This window comes from Sphingomonas sp. MMS24-J13, from assembly GCF_044905095.1.
In the GTDB taxonomy this organism is placed as follows: Bacteria; Pseudomonadota; Alphaproteobacteria; order Sphingomonadales; family Sphingomonadaceae; genus Sphingomonas_I.
The window spans coordinates 1475260-1496666 of the sequence record NZ_CP173258.1; the positions used below are offsets into that span (position 1 = coordinate 1475260).

At 64.0% G+C, this 21407-nt stretch carries 16 protein-coding genes; 14 read left to right on the forward strand and 2 right to left on the reverse strand.

The genetic code is table 11. The annotated features are described in order from the left end of the window. Position 1 precedes the first annotated feature (1 nt). The 14 genes from xdhA (at position 2) to AB4Z44_RS07035 (ending at position 19461) form a co-directional block, all read left to right on the forward strand. Entirely contained in the window at positions 2-1405 is a 1404-nt protein-coding gene (xdhA, locus tag AB4Z44_RS06970) for a xanthine dehydrogenase small subunit (protein WP_404713333.1), read from the forward strand. Beyond that, complete coding sequence (gene xdhB / locus AB4Z44_RS06975) at positions 1398-3713, forward strand: xanthine dehydrogenase molybdopterin binding subunit (RefSeq protein WP_404713334.1); 2316 nt, start codon at positions 1398-1400, stop codon at positions 3711-3713. Before xdhA ends, xdhB begins: the two co-directional genes overlap by 8 nt. Further along, a complete protein-coding gene (gene xdhC, locus AB4Z44_RS06980; RefSeq protein WP_404713335.1) occupies positions 3706-4638 on the forward strand; it encodes a xanthine dehydrogenase accessory protein XdhC in 933 nt (310 codons plus the stop codon). Before xdhB ends, xdhC begins: the two co-directional genes overlap by 8 nt. Further along, entirely contained in the window at positions 4635-5921 is a 1287-nt protein-coding gene (gene guaD / locus AB4Z44_RS06985) for a guanine deaminase (RefSeq protein WP_404713336.1), read from the forward strand. The genes xdhC and guaD overlap by 4 nt, the downstream gene beginning before the upstream one ends. Before the next feature lie 11 nt (positions 5922-5932). Then, positions 5933-7246, forward strand: a complete 1314-nt coding sequence (locus AB4Z44_RS06990) for an amidohydrolase family protein (RefSeq protein ID WP_404713337.1) — start codon at positions 5933-5935, stop codon at positions 7244-7246. Between the two features lie 357 nt (positions 7247-7603). Then, entirely contained in the window at positions 7604-8833 is a 1230-nt protein-coding gene (locus tag AB4Z44_RS06995) for a hypothetical protein (RefSeq protein WP_404713338.1), read from the forward strand. Positions 8834-8886: 53 nt separating this feature from the next. Beyond that, entirely contained in the window at positions 8887-10092 is a 1206-nt protein-coding gene (metK, locus tag AB4Z44_RS07000) for a methionine adenosyltransferase (protein ID WP_404713339.1), read from the forward strand. A gap of 26 nt (positions 10093-10118) precedes the next feature. Next, positions 10119-11528, forward strand: coding sequence for an adenosylhomocysteinase (gene ahcY, locus AB4Z44_RS07005; protein ID WP_404713340.1), 1410 nt, complete (start codon positions 10119-10121; stop codon positions 11526-11528). A 64-nt stretch (positions 11529-11592) separates the two neighbouring features. Then, positions 11593-12570 carry an adenosine kinase gene (locus tag AB4Z44_RS07010; protein ID WP_404713341.1) on the forward strand — a complete coding sequence of 326 codons (978 nt, stop codon included), beginning with the start codon at positions 11593-11595 and terminating at the stop codon, positions 12568-12570. A gap of 18 nt (positions 12571-12588) precedes the next feature. After that, on the forward strand, positions 12589-14010 hold the full coding sequence (locus tag AB4Z44_RS07015) for an MFS transporter (protein ID WP_404713342.1): 1422 nt from the start codon (positions 12589-12591) through the stop codon (positions 14008-14010). Positions 14011-14061: 51 nt separating this feature from the next. Further along, entirely contained in the window at positions 14062-15117 is a 1056-nt protein-coding gene (locus tag AB4Z44_RS07020) for a mandelate racemase/muconate lactonizing enzyme family protein (RefSeq protein WP_404713343.1), read from the forward strand. A gap of 31 nt (positions 15118-15148) precedes the next feature. Next, complete coding sequence (locus AB4Z44_RS07025; RefSeq protein ID WP_404713344.1) at positions 15149-15544, forward strand: hypothetical protein; 396 nt, start codon at positions 15149-15151, stop codon at positions 15542-15544. 239 nt (positions 15545-15783) lie between these two features. Then, a complete protein-coding gene (locus AB4Z44_RS07030; protein WP_404713345.1) occupies positions 15784-18678 on the forward strand; it encodes a TonB-dependent receptor domain-containing protein in 2895 nt (964 codons plus the stop codon). A 189-nt stretch (positions 18679-18867) separates the two neighbouring features. Next, the gene (locus AB4Z44_RS07035) at positions 18868-19461 is read left to right on the forward strand and encodes a hypothetical protein (protein ID WP_404713346.1); all 594 of its coding nucleotides are present in this window, start codon (positions 18868-18870) and stop codon (positions 19459-19461) included. 76 nt (positions 19462-19537) lie between these two features. On the opposite strand, the gene AB4Z44_RS07040 is transcribed toward AB4Z44_RS07035, so the two are convergent. Both AB4Z44_RS07040 and AB4Z44_RS07045 read right to left on the reverse strand, forming a co-directional pair. Next, entirely contained in the window at positions 19538-20251 is a 714-nt protein-coding gene (locus AB4Z44_RS07040) for a ThuA domain-containing protein (protein WP_404713347.1), read from the reverse strand. Positions 20252-20342: 91 nt separating this feature from the next. Then, positions 20343-21365, reverse strand: coding sequence for a 6-bladed beta-propeller (locus AB4Z44_RS07045; RefSeq protein WP_404713348.1), 1023 nt, complete (start codon positions 21363-21365; stop codon positions 20343-20345). Positions 21366-21407: the final 42 nt, after the last annotated feature.

Sequence of the window (21407 nt, forward strand, 5' to 3'; positions counted from 1 at the left end):
GATGGTCCGCTTCCTGCTCGACGGCGAGGTGATCGAGATCGACGCGGCCGACGGCCAGGCGACCGCGCTCGATCTGATCCGCTACAAGCTGCGCCGCACCGGCACCAAGGAAGGGTGCGCCGAGGGCGATTGCGGCGCCTGCACTGTCCTCCTGGGCGAACTCGACGGCGATCGCGTGGCATGGCGCGCGGTCAATAGCTGCATCCTGTTCACGCCGATGCTCGACGGCAAGGCGCTGATGACGGTCGAGAGCCTGTCGCGGGACGGCGCGCTCCATCCGATCCAGCAGGAGATGGTGGCGCGACACGGCTCCCAATGCGGCTTCTGCACGCCGGGCTTCATCATGTCGCTCTATGGCCGCAGCATCGGCGCGCTCGGGACGGAGAGGACGCCTGTGGCCGACGTGATCGGCGGCAATCTATGCCGTTGCACCGGCTATGGCCAGATACTCGCTTCGGGCGAGGCGGTATCGCCGACGGTGCCTGACGACGGCGAGATCGTCACCGCCCTGAAGGCGTTACGGCGCGATGGCAGCGGCAAAAACTGGTTCGCGCCGAAAACCGCCGACGAACTGGCTGCGCTGCTGCTCGATCATCCGAACGCACGGATCGTCGCGGGCGCGACCGATGTTGGGCTGTGGGTGACCAAGCAGCATCGTGATCTCGGGACGATGGTCTTCATCTCCGATGTCAGCAACCTCAAGCAAATCATTGAAACTGATGACGGACTGACGATCGGCGCCGTCGTGCGCTATTCGGAGGCGCGCGATGCGCTCACGCGCCTCCATCCCGATCTCGGCGAACTGGTACGCCGGATTGCCGGGTTGCAAGTGCGCAATGCCGGGACGATCGGCGGCAATATCGCTAACGGTTCGCCGATCGGCGACATGCCACCGGCGCTGATCGCGCTCGGCGCGACCGTCACGTTGCGCCGGGGCGATGCGCGCCGAACCGTGCCGCTCGAAAGCTATTTCATCCGCTACGGCGTGCAGGATCGCCAGCCCGGCGAGTTCGTCGAGAGCCTTCATATTCCCCGCCCCGCACACGACACGTTGATCCGCATCACCAAGCTGTCGAAGCGGTTCGACAGCGATATTTCAGCAGTTTGTGGGGCGTTCCTGCTGCGGATCGAGAACGATATCGTCACCGAGGCGCGGATCGCGTTCGGTGGCATGGCTGGCGTCCCTGCTCGTGCTCCGCTGGCGGAAGCCGCTCTCATTGGCCAGCCATGGAACGAAGCGACTGCCGAGGCAGCAGCCGAAGCGCTCAGCCGCGATTATGCGCCGCTCAACGATCTGCGCGGATCGGCAGCTTACCGGGTCACTGTTGCGGCCAATCTGATGCGCCGACTGTGGATCGAGCAATCGGGCGAAGCCGTCAGCGTATTGGAACTGGCCGATGGCTGAGGCCGATCTCCGCCCGCCGAGCGCGGTCCATTCCTCGATGCCGCATGACAGCGCAGTTGGCCATGTTTCGGGCCGTGCCGTCTATATCGACGACACGCCCGAGCCGCCGGGCCTGCTCCACCTCGCCTTCGGGCTCGCGCCCGATGGTCGCGCCAAGCTGAAAGGCGTTGATCTTACGGCCGTTCGTGCCGCACCCGGCGTCGTTGCCGTGTTCACGGCGGCGGATATTCCAGGCGAGAATAATGTCGGCCCGGTCGTCCATGACGAGCCTTTGCTCGCGACCGATGAGATCCTGTTTCCCGGCCAGGCAGTATTCCTCGTCGCGGCCACCGATGTCGAAGCCGCCCGCCGTGCCGCGCGCAAGGCGGTGTTCGATCTCGAGCCGCTGCCGGCGCTGGTCAGCATCGCTGACGCCGAGGCCGCCGACGAACTGATCGAGCCCACCCAGCGCATGGCGCGCGGCGATGCCGCCGCCGGGCTCGCGGCCGCCCCGCATCGGCTGACCGGCATGCTCGAAATCGGCGGGCAAGAGCATTTCTATCTTGAGGGCCAGGTCGCGATGGCGACGCCGGGCGAGGATGGGCAGGTCCACGTCCTGTCCTCGACCCAGCATCCGAGCGAGGGCCAGCATCTCATCGCCAATCTACTCGGGGTCGACCATGCCCATGTGACGATCGAGGTACGGCGCATGGGTGGCGCGTTCGGGGGCAAGGAGACGCAGGCGGCCTCGTCGGCGGCGGCCTGCGCGCTGGTCGCGGCCAAGACCGGCCGACCGGCGAAGATGCGGCTCGATCGCGACGCCGATATGGCGATGACCGGCAAGCGTCATGATTTCACGGCGGCCTATGATGTCGGCTTCGATGACGAGGGACGGATAGCGGCAATCCGCTTCGATCTCGCCGCGCGTTGTGGCGCGACCTTCGATCTGTCACCGGCAATCTGCGATCGGGCGATGTTCCATGCCGACAATTGCTATTATCTTCCCGCGGCAGAAATTGTCAGCAAGCGCCTGAGAACGCACACGGTTTCCAATACCGCCTTCCGCGGCTTCGGTGGCCCGCAGGGGATGATCGCAATCGAACGGGTGATGGACGCGATCGCCGCGAAGCTAGGGCTCGATCCGCTCGCGGTCCGGCAGATCAATCTTTACGGGCCGGGGCGCGACATCACGCCCTACCATATGACGGTCGAGGACAATGTCGCGCCCGCCGTCATCTCCGAACTGGCCGAACGCGCCGGTTATGCCGGGCGGCGTGCGGCGGTGGCGGCATTCAATGCCAGCCACACCATCCTCAAGAAGGGGCTCGCGCTGACGCCGGTCAAATTCGGCATCAGCTTCACCACCACCCACCTCAATCAGGCGGGTGCCCTGGTCCACGTCTATTCGGACGGATCGATCCAGCTCAACCATGGCGGGACTGAGATGGGTCAGGGGCTGATGGTGAAAGTGGCGCAGGTCGTTGCCGACGTCTTCGCCGTGCCGATCGACAAGGTGAGGGTGACCTCGACCCGGACCGACAAGGTGCCCAACACCTCGGCCACCGCCGCCTCGTCTGGCGCCGACCTCAATGGTATGGCCGCGTTCAACGCCGCGAGCGCGATCCGCCAGCGGCTCGTCGCCTTGGCTGCCGCCAAATTCGGCTGCTCCGAAGGCGAGGTTCGCTTCACCCGCGACGGGGTGGTCGCAGGCGACGAATTGGTCCCTTTCGCGGCATTCTGCCGGATGGCGCATATGGGCCGTATCTCCCTGTCTTCGACGGGGTATTACGCGACGCCGAAGATCGATTACGATCGCGCCAACCATCGCGGCCGGCCCTTCCTCTATTTCGCCTATGGTGCGGCGCTGGCAGAGGTCGTCATCGATACGCTGACCGGCGAGCACAAGGTGCTGGCGGTCGATATCCTTCACGATGTCGGGCGCTCGCTCAACCCGGCGATCGATCTCGGCCAGATCGAGGGTGGCTTCATCCAGGGCATGGGTTGGCTGACGACCGAGGAGCTGGTCTATGACGATCGCGGCCGGCTGCTGACCCACGCGCCATCGACGTACAAGATCCCGACCGCGTCCGATCGGCCCAAGCGGATGGACATTCGCATTTGGGAGCGCGGCCGCAATGTCGAGCCGACGATCCACCGTTCGAAGGCGGTCGGCGAGCCACCCTTCATGCTCGCCATATCCGTCTTCTCGGCGCTGACCGAAGCGGTGGCCGCTGCCGCGCCGGGCAAGGGTCTGCCCAAGCTCGATGCCCCCGCCACGCCCGAGCGGATCCTCGCCGCGCTCGCTGAACTGAAACGCCGCGATGGCTGAGTGGGCAGCAGCCGCGCGCGCGGCTCTCGCTGTCGGACCGGCTGCGCTCGTGACGATCCTGGCAACCGAGGGATCGGCCCCGCGCGGGCCGGGCACGCGCATGCTCGTCACGCGCGAGCGTTTCGACGGCACAATCGGCGGCGGCGCGCTCGAGCATCGCGCGATCGAGCAGGGCCGCGCCATCCTCGATCATCCGGCCGGATCCTGGCGCGTGCAGGATTACCCGTTAGGCCCCTTGCTTGGCCAATGCTGCGGCGGCCGCGTGCGCCTGCTGATCGAACGTCTCGGCGAAGCCAACTGGCTCGACGCGATCGACAAAGGCGATCCGGTCGAAGCGCGGCTTCAGGACGACCACATCGATCGCGCCCCTGCCCCGCCGAGCGCCGCGATCCGCCCGCCACATTGGGCGCCTGCCTCCGCCGGACCCGGCACCATCGCTGCGCGCGGCCCGTTGCTCAAGAGCGGCGACAGCTTTGTCGAGCCGCTCGATCGTCCGCGCCGCCGTCTCACCATGTTCGGCGCGGGCCATGTCGGCCGGGCGATCGCGCGGGTCATGCCGGGCCTGCCGTTCCAGCTCGCCTGGTATGACAGCCGCCCCGAAGCAGGTGAGCAGCCCGGGGTGGTTCTCGCCAGCGAGGACGATCTGGTTGCCTGCGCGGGCGAAGCAAGCGAAGCCACGGCTGTGCTGATCCTCACCCACGACCACGCGCTCGATTATCGCCTGACGGCCGCGGCCTTGCGCTCGGGCGCAAGCTTCGTCGGGCTGATCGGTTCGCGCACCAAGCGCGCGCGCTTCCTCTCGCGGCTGACCGCGGACCGCATCGACACCGCCCGCCTCACCTGCCCGATCGGCCTGCCCGGGATCGAAGGCAAGGAGCCCGAGGTGATAGCGATCGCCGCGATGGCGCAGTTGCTCGCTCTATGACCGTCATCCGCCACCGCGCCGAATTGCTGAGCGTACCACAAGATCCGGCCACAGCCGGCCCGTCGGCCATCCTGCATCATCCCGATGGCCTGCTCGCGATTGAGGACGGCCACGTCCTCGCATTTGGCGCGTGGGACGATCTCGCCGCCCGTTTCGCCGAAGCCGAGATCGTCGACCACAAAGGCAAGTTGATCGTCCCCGGCTTCGTCGACGCGCACGTTCACTTCCCCCAGACCGATCGCATCGCCGCACATGGCGAGCAATTGCTCGAATGGCTCGAACGCCATATCTTCCCGGCCGAAGCCGCCTTCGCCGAGAAAGCGCATTGCGACGAGGTCGCCGCTTTCTTCCTCGACGAACTGCTCCGCAACGGCACGACGACGGCTTTGGTGTTCGGGACGGTCCATGCCGCTTCGGTCGATGCCCTGTTCGAAGCGGCGCTGGCGCGGGACATGCGCCTGATCGCCGGCAAGGTATTGATGGACCTCGGCCCTGAGGATCTGCGCGACAGCGTCGCCGAGGGGCGCGCCGATACCGAGGATCTGATCGCGCGCTGGCATGGCAAGGGCCGGCTTGGCTATGCGGTGACGCCGCGTTTCGCCCTCACCTCCTCCGACGCGCAGCTCGCCGATGCCGGGGCGTTGCTGGCCGAGCATCCGGGCGTGTTGCTGCACACCCATCTTTCCGAAAATCTCGGCGAGATCGCTGCCGTCGCCGAGCGCTTCACCGATGAGAGCGATTATCTCGCGGTCTACGAGCGCTTCGGGCTGGTCGGGCCGCGATCGGTGTTCGCCCATGGCGTCCATCTTGACGACGATGCGCTGGTGAGGATGGGCCAAGCCGGCGCAGGGATAGCCTTTTGTCCGACGTCGAACCTGTTTCTGGGATCGGGGCTGTTCGATCTCGCCCGGGCCGATGCCCACCACGTCCGCACCGGGATCGGCACCGATGTCGGCGCGGGCACCAGCTTCTCGATCCTCTCGACACTCGGCGAGGCGTACAAGGTCTGCCGGATGCGCGGACGCGCGCTCGATCCGTTCCGCGCGCTTTATCTCGCAACCGCGGGTGGCGCGGCGATGCTCGGGCTCGGCGAGCGGATCGGCGGGCTCCAGCCGGGGCAAGAGGCCGATTTCGTCGTGCTCGACAGCGCCGCTACGCCCCTGCTCGCGCGCCGAACCGCCGGCCAGTCGCTTCACGACCGGCTGTTCGCGCTGCAGATGCTGGGCGACGATCGGGTTGTGGCGCATAGCTATGTCGCGGGCCGATGCGTCCATTCGCGTTAAAGGGGGAGGATATGAAGATCAGGTCCAAGCTGACCGCCGCTCTGGTGTTGATGCTGGCGGCGACTGCGGCGCCGGCCAAGGACCTGGTGATCCATGCCGGTCGCCTGATCGACGGCACCGGCGCGCCTGCGCGCAAACAGGTTACGATCGTGATCCATGACGATCGGATCACGTCGATCCAGTCCGGCTTCGTCACGCCCTCCGGAGCGGAAGTGATCGATCTGTCGGGCCAGACGGTGCTGCCCGGCCTGATCGACACGCACGTCCATATCCTCCAGAGCTTCCACCCCGGCGATCCGATCCGGAACGCGATGACCCGCGGTACATACCAGCAGCTCATCGACGGCGTGATCAATGCGCGCAACACGTTGCTTGCGGGCTTCACGACGGTGCGATCGGTCGGCGACACGACCGGGGCGGTGGTCGCGCTGAAGCGCGATATCGTCGAGGGTACGATTCCGGGTCCGCGCATGTGGGTGGCGGGCGATCCGCTGGGGCCGAGCGGCGGTCACGGCGATCCCGCCAATGGCTTGCTACCCGAACTGGCTGAGCTCCCGCATTGGCACGATGCATTGATCGACAGCCCCGAACAGGCGCGTGCGACCGTGCGGCGGATGTGGCGCGAGGGCGTCGACCTGATCAAGATCATGCCGTCGGGCGGAGTCATGTCGATCGGCGACGATCCGCGGCTCCAGCTCATGGCGGACGACGAAATCAAGGCAGTGATCGACACCGCCCATTCACTCGGCATGAAGGTCGCGGCGCACGCGCATGGCAAGACGGCGATCGACCACACGATCGCGCTCGGCGTCGATTCGATCGAGCATGGCTCCTATGCCGATGCCGAAAGCTACAAGGCATTCAAGGCGCACGGCACCTATCTGGTGCCGACGATGCTGGTGGGCGAGCGCGTCTACGAACGCGCAATGAAGCATCCCGAGGACCTCAACCCCTCGACCGCGGCCAAGGCGCTCGTGATCGCGCCGTTGCTGCGCAGAAATCTGCACGATGCCCATGCCGCCGGCGTCAAGATCGCGTTCGGCACCGATACGTTCGGGCTTTCGGCGCATGGCGAGAATGCGCAGGAATTCGCTCTACTCGTCGGCGCAGGCCTGAGTCCGATGGAAGCGATCGAGACCGCGACGCGCAATGCCGCCGATCTGATCGGGGACAGCACGGATATCGGCACCGTCCAGCCGGGCCGCTATGCCGATCTGGTCGCGGTGACCGCCGATCCGCTCGCGGACGTCCGTGTGCTGGAGCATGTCGATTTCGTCATGAAGGGCGGCAGCGTGATCAAGGCAGGCGGCAAACCCACCATTTAGGCCGCAATCCCCGCATTTGTGATGTGGGGCAATCCTGTCGCGGCGGCGTCATCCCGATAGGGGGAAATGATGCTGCACACATTGTCCGATCGCGCCTTGTTCATATTGGCCCTTCTGTTCGCGGGCATCTTCGCCGCGGCGATCGATCTCGTGCTGGTCGTGCTCAACGGCATGTAGCGTGTCGCGGCCGTTCGTCAGGGCGATAAACGGACCTGGCTGCCGTATAAATCATCCCACGCTTCCGCCCGGTTGGGCCGCGTCCCACCAAAATGCCGTGGGACCTTATGTGGTTTACCCGGCCGCAGCCGTGACCGACAAACCCGCCAACGTCGCCGCCGCATAACGCGGAAGAGCGATATGGGTATGAAGGATTGGGTGGCGAGCATGGCGGCCATGAGCGAAGCTGAAGCGAAGAAAGCGGCGGTTCCCGCGCAGGCCTCGGCGGCCGAAGAAGCGCCGGCCGAGCCCAATTTCCGCTTCTACGACAATCGTCAGAAATATCTGATGTTCGTCAACACCTGCTCGGAGAAATGGATCGTCGCCGAGCGCGTCGCCAAGGAGATCGAGGCGCTTCAGCCGGCGCCGCCCGCGGTGCGCTTCTTCGATGCCGGCATCGGCGATGGCACCGTGCTGGCGCGGGTACTGCGCTCGCTCCACCGCAAGTTCGAACGCTTTCCTTTCTATATTGCGGGCAAGGAGATCAGCCTCGAGGACGTGCGTCTCGCGCTCGACAAGATGCCCGATCGCTTCCTCGAGCATCCCGAAATGGTGCTGGCGATCACCAACATCTCCTATGCCGAGGCGCCTTGGCTGACCCCATCCAATCCGGAAGCCGCCAAAAGAATGGTGTGGAAGGAGGTTGCGCTCGAAGGATCGAACACTGCCGATTTCGAGCGCCAGATCCTCGATTTGCAGCCCTTCCTCGCCGAAAACTGGCGCACGCAGGTGAGCGAGAAGACCGGGAGCATGATTCCGGAAACGCCGACCGTGCTGATCCTCTATCGCGCGGACTGCCGCTTCCTGCTCGACCGGGTCATTCCTCGCAAGGACACGCCGACCGCCGATTTCGATCTCGTCCTCGCCAGCCAGCCGTTCCGCCTGCGGGCACCGGTCGAGTTCAAGGCCAAGCGCGTGCTGGCGCCGCTGGCACGATCGCTGCGCCCCGGAGGACGGCTGCTCGGCATCCATTCGGCCGGTAATGATCCGGGGCTGGAGATCGTTCAGAAGGTCTGGCCGCAAGAAGACCCCTTCACAACCTCACGCCGCACATTGATCGAAGCGACGCGTGCCGCGATGGGATCTGCGGCAGAGGCCTTTCGCTTCGACCCCTTGCCCAACGCCCAGGCTCTGTTCCGCTACGAGATGCACACCTTGCCCGACGAGATCGACAGTGAGAGCGCCTCGATAGGCACCTCAACCTTGCTCGCCGCATGGAATGCCGCCACCTACGTGGCGCAGATCGACGACGAACGCCTCGCCAAAGCGATGAGCAATTCAGCCTATCTCGATGCAACCAAAGCCGTTCTGCGCAAGAATGGCGAGCTGTGGTTCAACGACGAAAGCTATCTGATCACGCGAAACCATTGATCGTTCGCGCACACATCATTACCGGCTCCCCCGATTTCCCAGAAAGGTCACCCATGCGATCTGACTATCTCTTCACGTCTGAATCCGTGTCCGAAGGCCATCCCGACAAGGTCGCGGACCAGATTTCGGATGCGGTGGTGGATCTGTTCCTGGGCAAGGATCCCGAGGCGCGGATCGCATGCGAGACGCTGACGACCACGCAACTGGTCGTTCTGGCCGGCGAGATCCGCTGCAAGGGCGTGTATGAGGACGGCGCCTGGGCAGCCGGCGCCCAGGACGAGATCGAGGCGGCGGTGCGCGCAACGGTCAAGCGCATCGGCTACGAGCAGGAAGGCTTCCACTGGGAGAGCTTCCGCTTCGAGAACAACCTCCATGCCCAGTCGGCGCATATCGCGCAGGGCGTCGATGCCAGCGGCAATAAGGACGAAGGCGCCGGCGACCAGGGCATCATGTTCGGCTTCGCCTGCGACGAGACGCCGGGCCTGATGCCGGCGACCCTCTATTACAGCCACAAGATCCTCGAGCGCATGGCCGACGATCGCCATTCGGGCGCCGCCCCGTTCCTCGAGCCCGACGCCAAGAGCCAGGTGACCTTGCGCTTCCACAACGGCAAGCCGGTCGCGGCGACCGCGATCGTGGTCTCGACACAGCATGGCAAGGGCTATGACGAGGGCGAGAAGGAAGCCGAGCTTCACGCTTATGTGAAGCGGGTCGTGGCCGATATCCTGCCCGCCGAACTGCTCAGCGACGCGACCGAGTATCACATCAACCCGACCGGCAGCTTCGAGATCGGCGGTCCCGACGGCGACGCCGGCCTCACCGGCCGCAAGATCATCGTCGACACCTATGGCGGTGCCGCTCCGCATGGCGGCGGCGCTTTCTCGGGGAAGGATCCGACCAAGGTCGATCGCTCGGCGGCTTACATTGCCCGCTACCTCGCCAAGAACATCGTCGCCGCCGGCCTCGCCAAGCGCTGCACGATCCAGCTCGCTTATGCGATCGGCGTGTCCAAGCCGCTGTCGCTCTATGTCGATACGCACGGCACCGGCACGGTCGGCGACGATGCGATCGAAACGGCGATCATGAAGATCGACAAATTGGGTGGGCTTACCCCGCGCAGCATCCGCACCCATCTCGGCCTCAACAAGCCGATCTACCAGAAGACCGCCGCCTACGGGCACTTCGGCCGCACCGCAGAGGGCGATTACTTCCCGTGGGAACGCACCGATCTCGCCGAAGATCTGAAAGCCGCTCTCTAATTTTTCCCTTTTTGCAGGAGCCGAACATGGCCACCGCGTTGGTTACCGAAGCGAACGACTATCTTGTGCACGACATTTCTCTGGCGGGTTGGGGCCGTGCGGAGATTCGGATTGCCGAGACCGAGATGCCAGGCCTGATGGCGTTGCGCGAGGAATATGGTGCGTCGCAGCCGCTGAAGGGCGCGCGCATCACCGGATCGCTCCACATGACAATCCAGACCGCGGTGCTGATCGAGACGCTCGTGGCGCTTGGGGCCGAGGTGCGCTGGGCGTCGTGCAACATCTTCTCGACCCAGGATCATGCTGCCGCCGCGATTGCGGCAGCGGGCATTCCGGTGTTCGCGGTCAAGGGCGAGACGCTCGCCGAATATTGGGACTATGTCGCGAAGATCTTCGATTGGGGCGACACGCCCTGCAACATGATCCTCGACGATGGTGGCGATGCGACGATGTTCGCGCTGCTCGGCGCCAAGCTCGAGGCCGGCGGCACGCTGGCCGAGCCCGAGAATGACGAAGAGGTCGAGTTCCAGCGCGTGCTGAAGGCGTTCGTGGCAGCCCGTCCGGGCTACCTCACCGAGACGGTCAAGACGATCAAGGGCGTCAGCGAAGAGACCACCACCGGCGTCCACCGCCTGTACGAGATCGCCAAGCGCGGCGAGCTGCCCTTCCCGGCGATCAACGTCAACGACAGCGTCACCAAGAGCAAGTTCGACAACCTCTACGGCTGCAAGGAGAGCCTGGTCGATGCGATCCGTCGCGCGACCGACGTGATGCTCGCCGGCAAGGTGGCGGCGGTCGCGGGCTTCGGCGATGTCGGCAAGGGCTCGGCCCAGTCGCTGCGCAACGGCGGTGCGCGCGTGCTGGTGACCGAGATCGATCCGATCTGCGCGCTGCAGGCGGCGATGGAGGGGTTCGAGGTCGTGACGATGGACGAGGCGGTGACCCGCGCCGACATCTTCGTGACCGCCACCGGCAATGCCGACGTCATCACCGCCGATCACATGGCCAAGATGAAGCCGATGAGCATCGTGTGCAACATCGGCCACTTCGACAGCGAGATCCAGATCTCGGCGCTGTCCAACTACAAGTGGACCGAGATCAAGCCGCAGGTCGACCTGGTCGAGTTCCCCGACGGCAAGCAGATCATCATCCTCGCCAAGGGCCGCCTGGTGAACCTCGGCTGCGCCACCGGCCATCCGAGCTTCGTGATGTCGGCCAGCTTCACCAACCAGACGCTGGCCCAGATCGAACTGTTCACCAACCCCGGCCAGTACGAGAACAAGGTCTACGTCCTCCCCAAGGCCCTCGACGAGAAGGTCGCACGCCTCCACCTCGACAAGCTCGGCGTGAAGCTCTCCACCCTCTCCGAAAAACAGGCCGCCTATATCGGCGTCTCCACCCAAGGGCCCTTCAAGCCCGACCACTACCGGTATTGAGCTGAAAGCCCTCTCCCCTTGGGGGAGAGGGAGCCCCGGCATCTCCCCAAGAACAGGAATCTCCATGTCTGACGCCGCCATCGAAGTGCTCGGGATCGGCAATGCCATCGTCGATGTGATCGCCAATACCGACGAGGCGTTCCTCGCGGCGCACGGCATGAGCAAGGGCGGCATGGCGCTGATCGACGAAGCGCAGGCTTCAACGATTTACGATGCTATGGGCCCCGGCATCGAGGCTTCGGGCGGTTCAGCGGGCAACACTATCGCGGGCGTCGCCTCCTTCGGTGGCAAGGCGGCCTTCATCGGCAAGGTCCGCGACGATATACTCGGCGAGATCTACAGGCACGACCTGCGCTCGATCGGGGTCAAATTCGATACGCCGGTGGCAACCTCCGGGGCATCGACCGCGCGGTGTCTCGTGCTCGTCACCGACGACGCCCAGCGCACGATGAACACCTTTCTCGGCGCGTGCGTCGAACTGACCCCGGACGATATCGACGAGGCCTTGGTCGCGTCGGCCGGAATCACCTATCTCGAAGGCTATCTGTTCGATCCGCCGCTCGCCAAGGAAGCCTTCCGCAAGGCTGCCAAGATCGCGCGTGGCGCCGGCCGCAAGGTGGCGCTATCGCTGTCCGACAGCTTCTGCGTCCACCGCTACAAAGACGAGTTCCTCGAGCTGATCGCCGAACATATCGACATCCTGTTTGCCAACGAGGCGGAGATCGCGGCGCTCTACGGCGTCGATGACGTCGCCGCCGCGGCGGACACACTTGCCCGACAGGTCGACGTCGCCGCAATCACGCTCGGCGCAGCGGGCTCGCTGCTGATCAAGGGCAACGAGCGGGTTACCGTTCCGGCAGCGCCGGTCGCGCAGGTGATCGACACGACCGGCGCGGGTGATCTCTATGCTTCGGGCGTGCTGTTCGGGCTCAGCCGTGGTCTGCCGCTGGCCGAATGCGGCCGGCTTGGCAGCATCGCCGCGGGCGAAATCATCAGTCATTATGGCGCGCGCCCGCAGACGGAACTTGCAAGCCTCGCCTGAGGCCCGAATGAGGGCGTCGTGAGCGCCCCCGATCCCGCAATCCGCCAGGCCCGCCTGATCGCGCTCGTGACGGCGGGGGTGATGTTCATGACCGGGCTCGACGGCACGGTGATCGTCACCGCGCTGCCGCAGATGGCGCGGGATTTCGGCGTGCGTCCGACCGCGCTCAGCTCGAGCATCATCATCTATATCTTGGTGTCGGCGGCGATGCTGCCGGTCAGCAGCTGGATCGCGGAGCGCTACGGCACGCGGCGCGTGCTGATGATCGCGATCGCGGGTTTCACGTTATCCTCGATCCTGTGCGGGCTGGTCGGGAGCCTGACTCCATTCCTGGCGGCGCGCGCCTTGCAGGCGGGATTCGCCAGCCTGATGGTGCCGGTCGGTAATCTGGTCCTGCTGCGCGTCACGCCCAAGCGCTTCCTGGTCCAGGCGCTGGCGATCAGCACGACACCCGGCCTGATCGCGCCGGTAGTCGGCCCGCCGCTCGGCGGCCTGATCACCAGCTTTCTGTCCTGGCCATGGGTCTTTTTCATCAATGTCCCGCTCGGCCTGTTCGGGCTCGTCGCCGCCTATCGGCTCATCCCGCAGCTCTACGCCGAAAAAAAAGCCCCGTTCGATGTGGCGAGCTTCGTTTTGACCGCCGGAGCCCTGTGCGCTTTGATCTTCGGGCTCGATCGGCTGTCGGCGATCGATAGCGATCGTCGGCTGGCGGGAATCATCGTCCTGCTCGGGCTGGCGCTGGCCGCGTACGCATGGCGGCATGCGCGTACCGCCGAGCATAGCCTGATGCCGCTCGACGCGCTGCGCCACGAATCCTTTTTTACAGCGACCATCACCGCCGGCAATTTCATGCGCGTGCCGTTCAATGCGCAGGGCTTCGTACTGCCGCTGATGCTCCAGATCGGCCTCGGCCTCTCGCCCTTCCAGGCCGGGATGCTGCTGCTCGCCCAGAATGCCGGAGACGTGGTACTCAAACCCGTGGCGAGCAAGGCATTGCATCGCATGGGCTTTCGCATGGCGCTCACCAGCGGCTCCGTGACGATGGGGCTCTCGCTCGCAGCCTGCGCCTTGCTCGACACGCACACGCCGTTCGTGATCCTGCTCCTCATCCTGTTCGTCGTGGGGATGGCGCGATCGATTCCGTTCACCGCGATGATGTCGATCAGCTTCGCCGATCTGACCGAGACGGAGATGGGGGGCGCCAACGTGCTCAACAATCTTGCGAATGCGCTCGCTTCGGCCGTCGGCATCTCGCTCTCGGCGCTGATTCTCAATCTTCTGTCGAGCGGCGCCGCGCATCCCGACCTCGGGGCATTCCGCATCGCAATGCTGGTACTCGGCGCGATCGCGCTTGGCGGCGCACCTTTGTGGGCGCGGCTTTCGGATCAGGCTGGCGCCGAAGTCACGCGACGTGCCCTGCCACACGCCGACATGGTTTGACCCCGTCATAATCCTATAGGATATCGGAATCCTCAAAAAGGGAGAGGGCCGATGAGGATCGAGAGCTGCGAAGCGATCGCCGCGCATGTCAATTTCGAAGGCGTCATGCCGGCCACACATATCGTGCTGCGCCTGCGGACCGACCAGGGCATCGAGGGAATCTCGTATGTCAGCCGGGTCGGGCCGGCGAACATGAAGCCGCTCAAGCTGCTGATCGAGGCAATGGCGGGCAGTCTCAAGGGGCAGGACCCGACCGATGTCGAGGCGATCTATAACCGCCTCTTCAAGGGCATGCTCGGCGCACCCGTCTCGGGACTCGATCTGCGCGCGGCGAGCGCGATCGATGTCGCCTGCTGGGATATCAAGGGTAAGGTCCTGGGCCGGCCGGTCTATCGATTGATGGGAGGCTTTCGCGATCGGCTGCCTATCTCGGCCAACTGGCGGCTGATGCCGGGCGGCAAGCCCGACGAGTTGGCAGCGCACATCGAAAACCTGCTCAAGCGCGGTTTCCGCGCGATAAAATGCCCGGTCGGCTTCGCCCCGCTCGACGCCGCCATCGCCCACGTCAAATTCGCACGCGAATGCGCCGGGCCGGGCATCAAGATCATCGTCGATGGCAATTTCCAGTGGACCGTCAAACAGGCGCTCCGCTTCGCGCGCGAGACCGAGGAAGCCGACCTCTACTGGATCGAGGACCCGGTGCCGCACCACGACTATCCCGGCATGCGCGAGGTCACCGAAAAGGCAAAGCAGAACATTTGCGCAGGTGAGGTCTATCAGCATCCGCACCAGTTCCGCTGGCTGCTCGAAGGGCGCTGCTGCGACAATGTCATGATCGATCAGGATCTGGGACTGACCGGCTTCCTCAAAGTGGCACATATGGCCGAGATTTACGGCTGCCCGGTGGTGAACCACCTCGCGCCCGAAGTGCTGAGCCAGGCGATCGCTGCGGTACCGAACGGACTGATCGTCGGGCTCGTCCCCTGGGGCCAACCGCTCTTCACCGAGCCGATGAGAGTTGAGGATGGCGATCTGATCATGCCGACCGCGCCCGGGCTCGGCTTGACGCTGGATGAGGATGTGCTGAAGTCCTGCCGGCTCGACTGATCCGCGAGGGGTTGGCGCGCGGGAGGATGGAATGAAGATCGCCTATACGATCGCACGCCTGGTGTTCGGCGCCTGGTTTCTGTTTTCAGGTATCGAATATTTCCTGCCGCTGGGGCTGCAGCCCTTGGGCAAGACCCCGCTGGCGCAGGAATTCACGCTGGCGATGATCCACAGCGGGCTGTTCGCGTGGATCAAGGTGATCGAGATAATCGTCGGTATCCTCACACTGATCAATCGGGGGGTCCTGCCGGCGGCACTCGCCTGTGCGCCGCTGACGGTCGTGATCGCCTATTGGAACTTCGTCCTCGATCCCGGCGTGGTGGAATACAGCTTCGGCATCGCGACGATCGTTTGCAACGCAATCCTGATCTGGGCCTTCCGCGAGCGTTTGTGGCCACTGTTGCTGTGGAAAGACGACCGGCCCTGACAGTCTTCGTCGCTCGCGCGGGGCTGGTCCTTGATGAGAGGCGAGCGATTATATGCTTCCGAACGCCCAGCCCGACGGCAGTCCGCGCCGGCCACATTGTGGCGCGAGAGTCTCACCCACGTGTCAATGTTGCGAAAAGGTAGTGTCCTTCCAATTCTTGTAGTGCCCTAAAATTTAGCAAGGTAAACGCCGCGCCCACATAAGAGTCGCGCCCAGCGACCCAACGCAGGGAGGATTGTATGGCCCGGATTTCGGCATCGCTTTATCATGGCGTGAGCGCGGCGGCGCTCTGTCTGCTCTTCACACCGGCAGCATGGGGGCAAGCCGCCCCTGCCCCGCAGGCCGCTCCGGCAGCTGACGAGGCGCCACCGCCGCAAGAAATCGTCGTCACCGGCACTCGCATCACTGGCGGTTTCCAGACCCCGACCCCGGTCACGACACTGACCAACGAGCGGTCCAGGGCGCTGGTCGTCTCCAACATCGGCGACGCGCTGAACATGCTGCCCGCATTCCGCCCCTCGGCCGGTCCGGCGACGCAGGCCAATATCGGTGGTAATGTCGGCTCCCGCCTGCTCGATCTGCGCGGGCTCGAGCCCAAGCGCACGCTCGTGCTGGTCGACGGGCAACGCTTCGTGCCGACCATCTCGACCGGCACCAGTGCCAATATCGGCGCGGTCGACGTCAACCTTATCCCGTCGGCGTTGATCGACCATACGGATATCGTCACCGGCGGCGCGTCGGCGGCTTATGGATCCGACGCGGTCGCAGGCGTCGTGAACTTCGTGCTCAACCACAAGCTCGAAGGCCTCAATGCCGAGATGCAGGGCGGCATTTCGCAACGTGGCGACAATGGCGAGCTTTTCCTGAGCATCGCCGGCGGTACGCATATCGGCGATCGCATCCACATCATCGGCGGCTTCGAATATGACGAGAATAAGGGGCTGGGCGACTGCAACACCCGCTCCTGGTGCGAAAACGTCAATTCGATCGTCGCTAACACGTCGGCTGCCACGAATGGCCTGCCTGCCAACCTGATCCTGTCGGGCGTCCGCACCGCAACGTCCTCGCCGGCGGGCGTCATCAACTCGTCGCTGAACGCTGCCGGCAAGGCGATGTACACGACCGCGACCGATCCGCTGCGCGGCCTGACCTTCAACCCAGATGGCACGACCCGGCCGTTCCAGTACGGTACCTTCGTCGGCCCGCTGTTCATGGAAAATGGCGAGGGTGCGGGCAAGAATGCCTTCATCGAACCGCAGCTGCTCAAGGTGCCGGTCAAACGCTATGTCGGCTATACCAGCGCGCAGGCCGATCTGTCCGACACGATCCAGGCGCAGGTCGATCTGTCCTACGGCCGGGTCGAGGGGCATATCGTCTCGAGCGTGTTCCGCGATTTCAACGGATCGGTGCTCGGCTTCATCAAGAGCGGCAATCCGTACATCCCCGCCAATGTCCAGCAGGTGATGACCGCCAACAATATCGCCCAGCTCAATGTCGGCCGCACCGGCTTCGATATTGGGCCGGCCGAAGCGAACGCCGTGACGCAGACCTATCGCGCGCTGGCGGCGCTTAAGGGTTCGCTCGGCTCGCGCTGGAAGTGGGACGTCTCGTACGAGTACGGCAAGACCAAATTCCGGCAGGACATGTACAATCTGTTCAACCTGCAGAATGCGCCCAAGGCGGTTGATGCAGTCCTGAACGGGGCCGGCCAGATCGTCTGCCGCATCAACCAGGTGACCGTCACCGATCCGGCCTGCGCGCCGATCAACCTGTTCGGCGAGGGCCGTTTCTCGTCGGCGGCCAAGGCCTATGTCACCGGCCGCGGTTTCCAGACGACCAACAACGATCAGCATCATGTCGCCGCCAACGTGAATGGCAGCCTGTTCGATCTGCCGGCGGGCCCGCTCTCGGTCGCGGTCGGTACCGAATATCGCCGGGAATCGATCTCGGGCGATGCTGATGCGATCTCGCAGCAGAATGGCTGGTTCGCGTTGAACGGATCGGCGGTCAAAGCCAGCCACGTCAACGTGAAGGAAGCCTATGGCGAGCTCGAAGCGCCGATCCTCAAGGAATTGACGCTCGGCTATGCGCTGAACCTCAATGGCGCGATCCGCCGCACCGATTATTCGACCAGCGGCGCGGTCACCACGTGGAAGTTCGGCGGCGTCTACCAGCCGATCCGCGCGATCCGCCTGCGCGCGACCAAATCGCGCGACATCCGCGCGCCCAATCTGTTCGAGCTCAACGGCCCGCTGGTGAAGACCCTGATCGGCGCAACCGATCCGCGCCCCGGCGTCGGCGGGCAGATCAACCCGACCGTGCTGACCGGATCTAACCCGAACCTAACGCCCGAGAAAGCCGACAGCTTCACCGCCGGCGTCGTGCTGGCGCCGACCGGCGGCTTTGCCCGGCGCATGCGGCTGTCGGTCGATTATTACGACATCAAGGTGAAGAACGTCATCGGCCCGCTCGGCGCGCAGGGCGTGATCAACGCCTGTTTCGTCCAGAACATCCAGGCCGAATGCAACCTCATCACGCTCGATTCGAACAACAAGATCGCGACCGTGATGGACCTCAACCAGAATTCGGCGCGGCTGCGCACGCGCGGCTTCGATCTGGAATTCCAGGTGCGGCAGTCGATCGGTTCACTGGGTGATCTGGCCTTTCAGGGCCTGGCGAACATCACGCAGGAGCTAACCACCGCCGACGGCTTCGACCGTGCCGGCCAGACCGGTCACCGCACCGGCACGATCCCGGGCGTGCCCGATTACACGGTCGACGGGCTGCTGACATGGAGCAAGGGCAACCTCTCGGTCTCGACCCACGCCCATTATATCCCGCACGGCATCTTCTGGGTGAACTTCACCGATCCGAGCCAGCCAGGCTACGTCAACACCGCCAGCTCGGCCGTGAACAACAATCAGGTGCCGGCGCGGATCTATTTCGATCTGTCGGCCACCCTGAAGATTCCGACGCACAATGGCCGGTCGATGGAGATCTTCGGCTCGATCACCAACCTGCTCGACAAGGACCCGCCGGGCATCCCCGATCCGACCGTCGGCACCAACCAGATCCTGTTCGATCCCGTCGGCCGCGCGTTCAAGATCGGCGCCCGCGTCCACTTCGGCGGCTGACCCTTTCCCTACCGGTCCCCGGTGGGGACCGGACTGTCAGGGGAGCCGCGAGGTTCCCCTTTTCTTAGCTATTATGTAGTTTCCAAGTACGACGTGGATAGGCCAATCTGATCCAATCGAATCGGAGAAGATTTAGTGTCAGTTCCTGCGCACTGCCCGAATTGCGGCTATAGCTTTACGTCGCGCGCAATGCGGATCGAGAACTCGACGAACGTAACGATCACAAATGTTTCAGAGACCTGCCCACGTTGCGGTGGTCGAGCAAAACTTCAAGACGGAACTTACGATTTCATCGGCGCCGTTCTGGCTGCAGTACGCGCCCCCGGCGTTATGCGCCAAGACATCTTGGAGTTCCAAGCTGTAGCTAAAGCCGTCCAGGCGGGAGAGATCTCCTCCGAAGAAGCGGTGCTGAGGTTTGAAAAATTAAACGACAATCTCTCCAAGCTATGGAGCTGGATAAACGAGAATGGAGCCGCCCTTGCTATTCTATTAGCAATAATTACGATCTATCTAACTATCTGGGCAAAAGACGCAGCCGATGCCGGGTCGGCTCAGGCCCACGCAGATGCTCAGCAGCAGTGGCAAGCGACGCAGACCCAGACGCAATTACAGCAAAAGATTTACGAAGTTCTCCAACGGCAGACTGCTTCCTCTGCGCCGGGGGAACAACGTTCCCTGCAAGTAACAATTCCATACCACCAAGCGCAAACACCAACATTAAACGCACCGCAAAACCGGAAGGCCCGCCGAGCCGCTGCCTCACGGAAGCGTCATCAATTGTGATTGTGGCCCGATCCAAAAGAGGGCCGAGCAACAAATTCAAGCAGATGCGCGAAAAGGTTTCAACAAGAACCGATGATCAGAACGGCCGCCTCTTAGCCGCCCAATCAACACCGCGTTTGATCAGTTCCCTGTAAACCGGAAGCTCCCATGGTCCGCGATAATCGGGCTGATCGGGCATTTCGGGGAAAGGTTTGTCGTAGGGCCGGTTGGCATGGCCAAGCGCCATATAGAGCACCCCACCCTCGCCCACCGCGCGGCGGTACATGAGCGGGCGGTCGTCGACCTCGAATTCGTGGCCGCCGAACGCCTTGCCGCCCCAGCGCGTTTTCAGCAGCACCTCGATATCGTTGGTGACATTCTCGATGACGTACAGCTCGTCCTCGATTTCGAACGGCGCGATGCCTTCGAGCAAGGGATCGTCGGGCTTCGCGATCTCGACGGGGAAGGCCTGATAGGGCGGATGGGTGATGAAGCGCGTGCCGAGGATCTTCGGCATCACCGGATTTTGCAGCACCGAATTGCTGGCATGGAGTGCAAACCAGCGCCCGCCTTTCTCCAGATAGCGCCGGATCGCCGCGCTCGCTTTCTCCGAGATCGAGACCTGCGAGGTGTAGGTGACGAGCAGATCGCCGCCGAGGATCGCGGTGCTGTCCTCATAGTCCTGGAAGCAATCGACCTTGATATCGTACGCATCGTACAGAGCCTGCGCGAGGCGGATACGCGCGAAATCGAAATCGTGATTGCGGTGCGGGCTGCCGCAGATCAGGTTGGCGATGAGCGGCTTTGGCATGAGGCCCTTTCCTTGAAACCGTTCGTCCCGAGCGAAGTCGAGACACGTTGCGCAGCGTCCCTCGACTTCGCTCGGGACGAACGGCGGTGGGTTAGGCCACTCGCCGGAACTTCTGGATCTGGTGGTTCAGGCAATCTTCCATCGGCATGCGCTTGAAGCCCCCGCCGAACGAAACCGACACCTCCGCCACATAGAGACTGCCCTTGGAATCGAGCGCCAGCCCATGCGGCGCGATGAAATTGCCTGGGGCCGCACGGTTCTCGCTATCGGCACCCCAGCGCGCCACGACCTGCCCTTCCGGATTGAAGACCGAGACGCGGCCCGGCAGATCATGATCGGCGAAACCGTGGACGAACGAGCCCTGCCCCGCCTCCACCGGGCGCCAAAGCTCGGAAACGTAGATCAGCCCGTCCGGGCCGACCGTGACGTCGGTCGGGCGCAGCACGTCGGTCCACATCGTCAGGTAGTTGCCGGCGCGATCGAAGAATTGGAGGCGGTCATTCTCGCGATCGCAGACGATCACATTCTCCTGCGCGTCCAAAGCGATGCCGTGCGGCAGATGGAACTCGCCCGGCCCGGTGCCGACATCGCCCCAGCTGTTGAGCAGATTGCCCTTGCCGTCGAAATGATGGATGCGCGCATTGCCGTAACCGTCGGCAACGAAGAGGTCGTCATTCTTTGCGACGCAAACGTTGCAGCAGCAGTTGAACGGACCGGCCGCGCGCTCGACGAACTCGTTGTGGTGGATATCGGGCTTGCGCTTGAAGCTATAGCCGGTGTCGGTGACCTTTCCCGGTTCGCCCAGCATCCAGATGAAATTGCCGTCGAGATCGAAGACGCGGATCACACTGTCCTGATCGTCGGTGCAATAGACGATGTCGTTGTGGATGGCGATGCCGTGCGCGCGGTGGAACACGCCGTCGCCCCACTTCTTGATGAAATTGCCGTTCTCGTCATAGACCATGACGCGCTCACCCTTGCGGGTGTGCAGATAGACCCGATCCTGCGAATTGCAGGCGACGGCGGCGACGTCGTTATGCGCATATTCGTCACCGGATGGGCATTTCTCCCAATTGGGCACCAGTTCGAACCGCGCCGATTTAATCGCCATCATTTCTCTCCTCGTGGCCGCGATTTCGACCTTGCGGGACACGCT

Excerpts from the sequence above, each read along its gene's own strand:
- AB4Z44_RS07025 (WP_404713344.1), top strand. The coding sequence starts at position 15,149 with ATGAAGATCGCCTATACGATCGCACGCCTGGTGTTCGGCGCCTGGTTT.
- xdhC (WP_404713335.1), top strand. The coding sequence starts at position 3,706 with ATGGCTGAGTGGGCAGCAGCCGCGCGCGCGGCTCTCGCTGTCGGACCG.
- metK (WP_404713339.1), top strand. The coding sequence starts at position 8,887 with ATGCGATCTGACTATCTCTTCACGTCTGAATCCGTGTCCGAAGGCCAT.
- AB4Z44_RS06995 (WP_404713338.1), top strand. The coding sequence starts at position 7,604 with ATGGGTATGAAGGATTGGGTGGCGAGCATGGCGGCCATGAGCGAAGCT.
- xdhB (WP_404713334.1), top strand. The coding sequence starts at position 1,398 with ATGGCTGAGGCCGATCTCCGCCCGCCGAGCGCGGTCCATTCCTCGATG.
- AB4Z44_RS07030 (WP_404713345.1), top strand. The coding sequence starts at position 15,784 with ATGGCCCGGATTTCGGCATCGCTTTATCATGGCGTGAGCGCGGCGGCG.
- ahcY (WP_404713340.1), top strand. The coding sequence starts at position 10,119 with ATGGCCACCGCGTTGGTTACCGAAGCGAACGACTATCTTGTGCACGAC.
- xdhA (WP_404713333.1), top strand. The coding sequence starts at position 2 with ATGGTCCGCTTCCTGCTCGACGGCGAGGTGATCGAGATCGACGCGGCC.
- AB4Z44_RS06990 (WP_404713337.1), top strand. The coding sequence starts at position 5,933 with ATGAAGATCAGGTCCAAGCTGACCGCCGCTCTGGTGTTGATGCTGGCG.
- AB4Z44_RS07010 (WP_404713341.1), top strand. The coding sequence starts at position 11,593 with ATGTCTGACGCCGCCATCGAAGTGCTCGGGATCGGCAATGCCATCGTC.
- AB4Z44_RS07020 (WP_404713343.1), top strand. The coding sequence starts at position 14,062 with ATGAGGATCGAGAGCTGCGAAGCGATCGCCGCGCATGTCAATTTCGAA.
- AB4Z44_RS07035 (WP_404713346.1), top strand. The coding sequence starts at position 18,868 with ATGCGGATCGAGAACTCGACGAACGTAACGATCACAAATGTTTCAGAG.
- AB4Z44_RS07045 (WP_404713348.1), bottom strand. The coding sequence starts at position 21,365 with ATGATGGCGATTAAATCGGCGCGGTTCGAACTGGTGCCCAATTGGGAG.
- AB4Z44_RS07040 (WP_404713347.1), bottom strand. The coding sequence starts at position 20,251 with ATGCCAAAGCCGCTCATCGCCAACCTGATCTGCGGCAGCCCGCACCGC.
- guaD (WP_404713336.1), top strand. The coding sequence starts at position 4,635 with ATGACCGTCATCCGCCACCGCGCCGAATTGCTGAGCGTACCACAAGAT.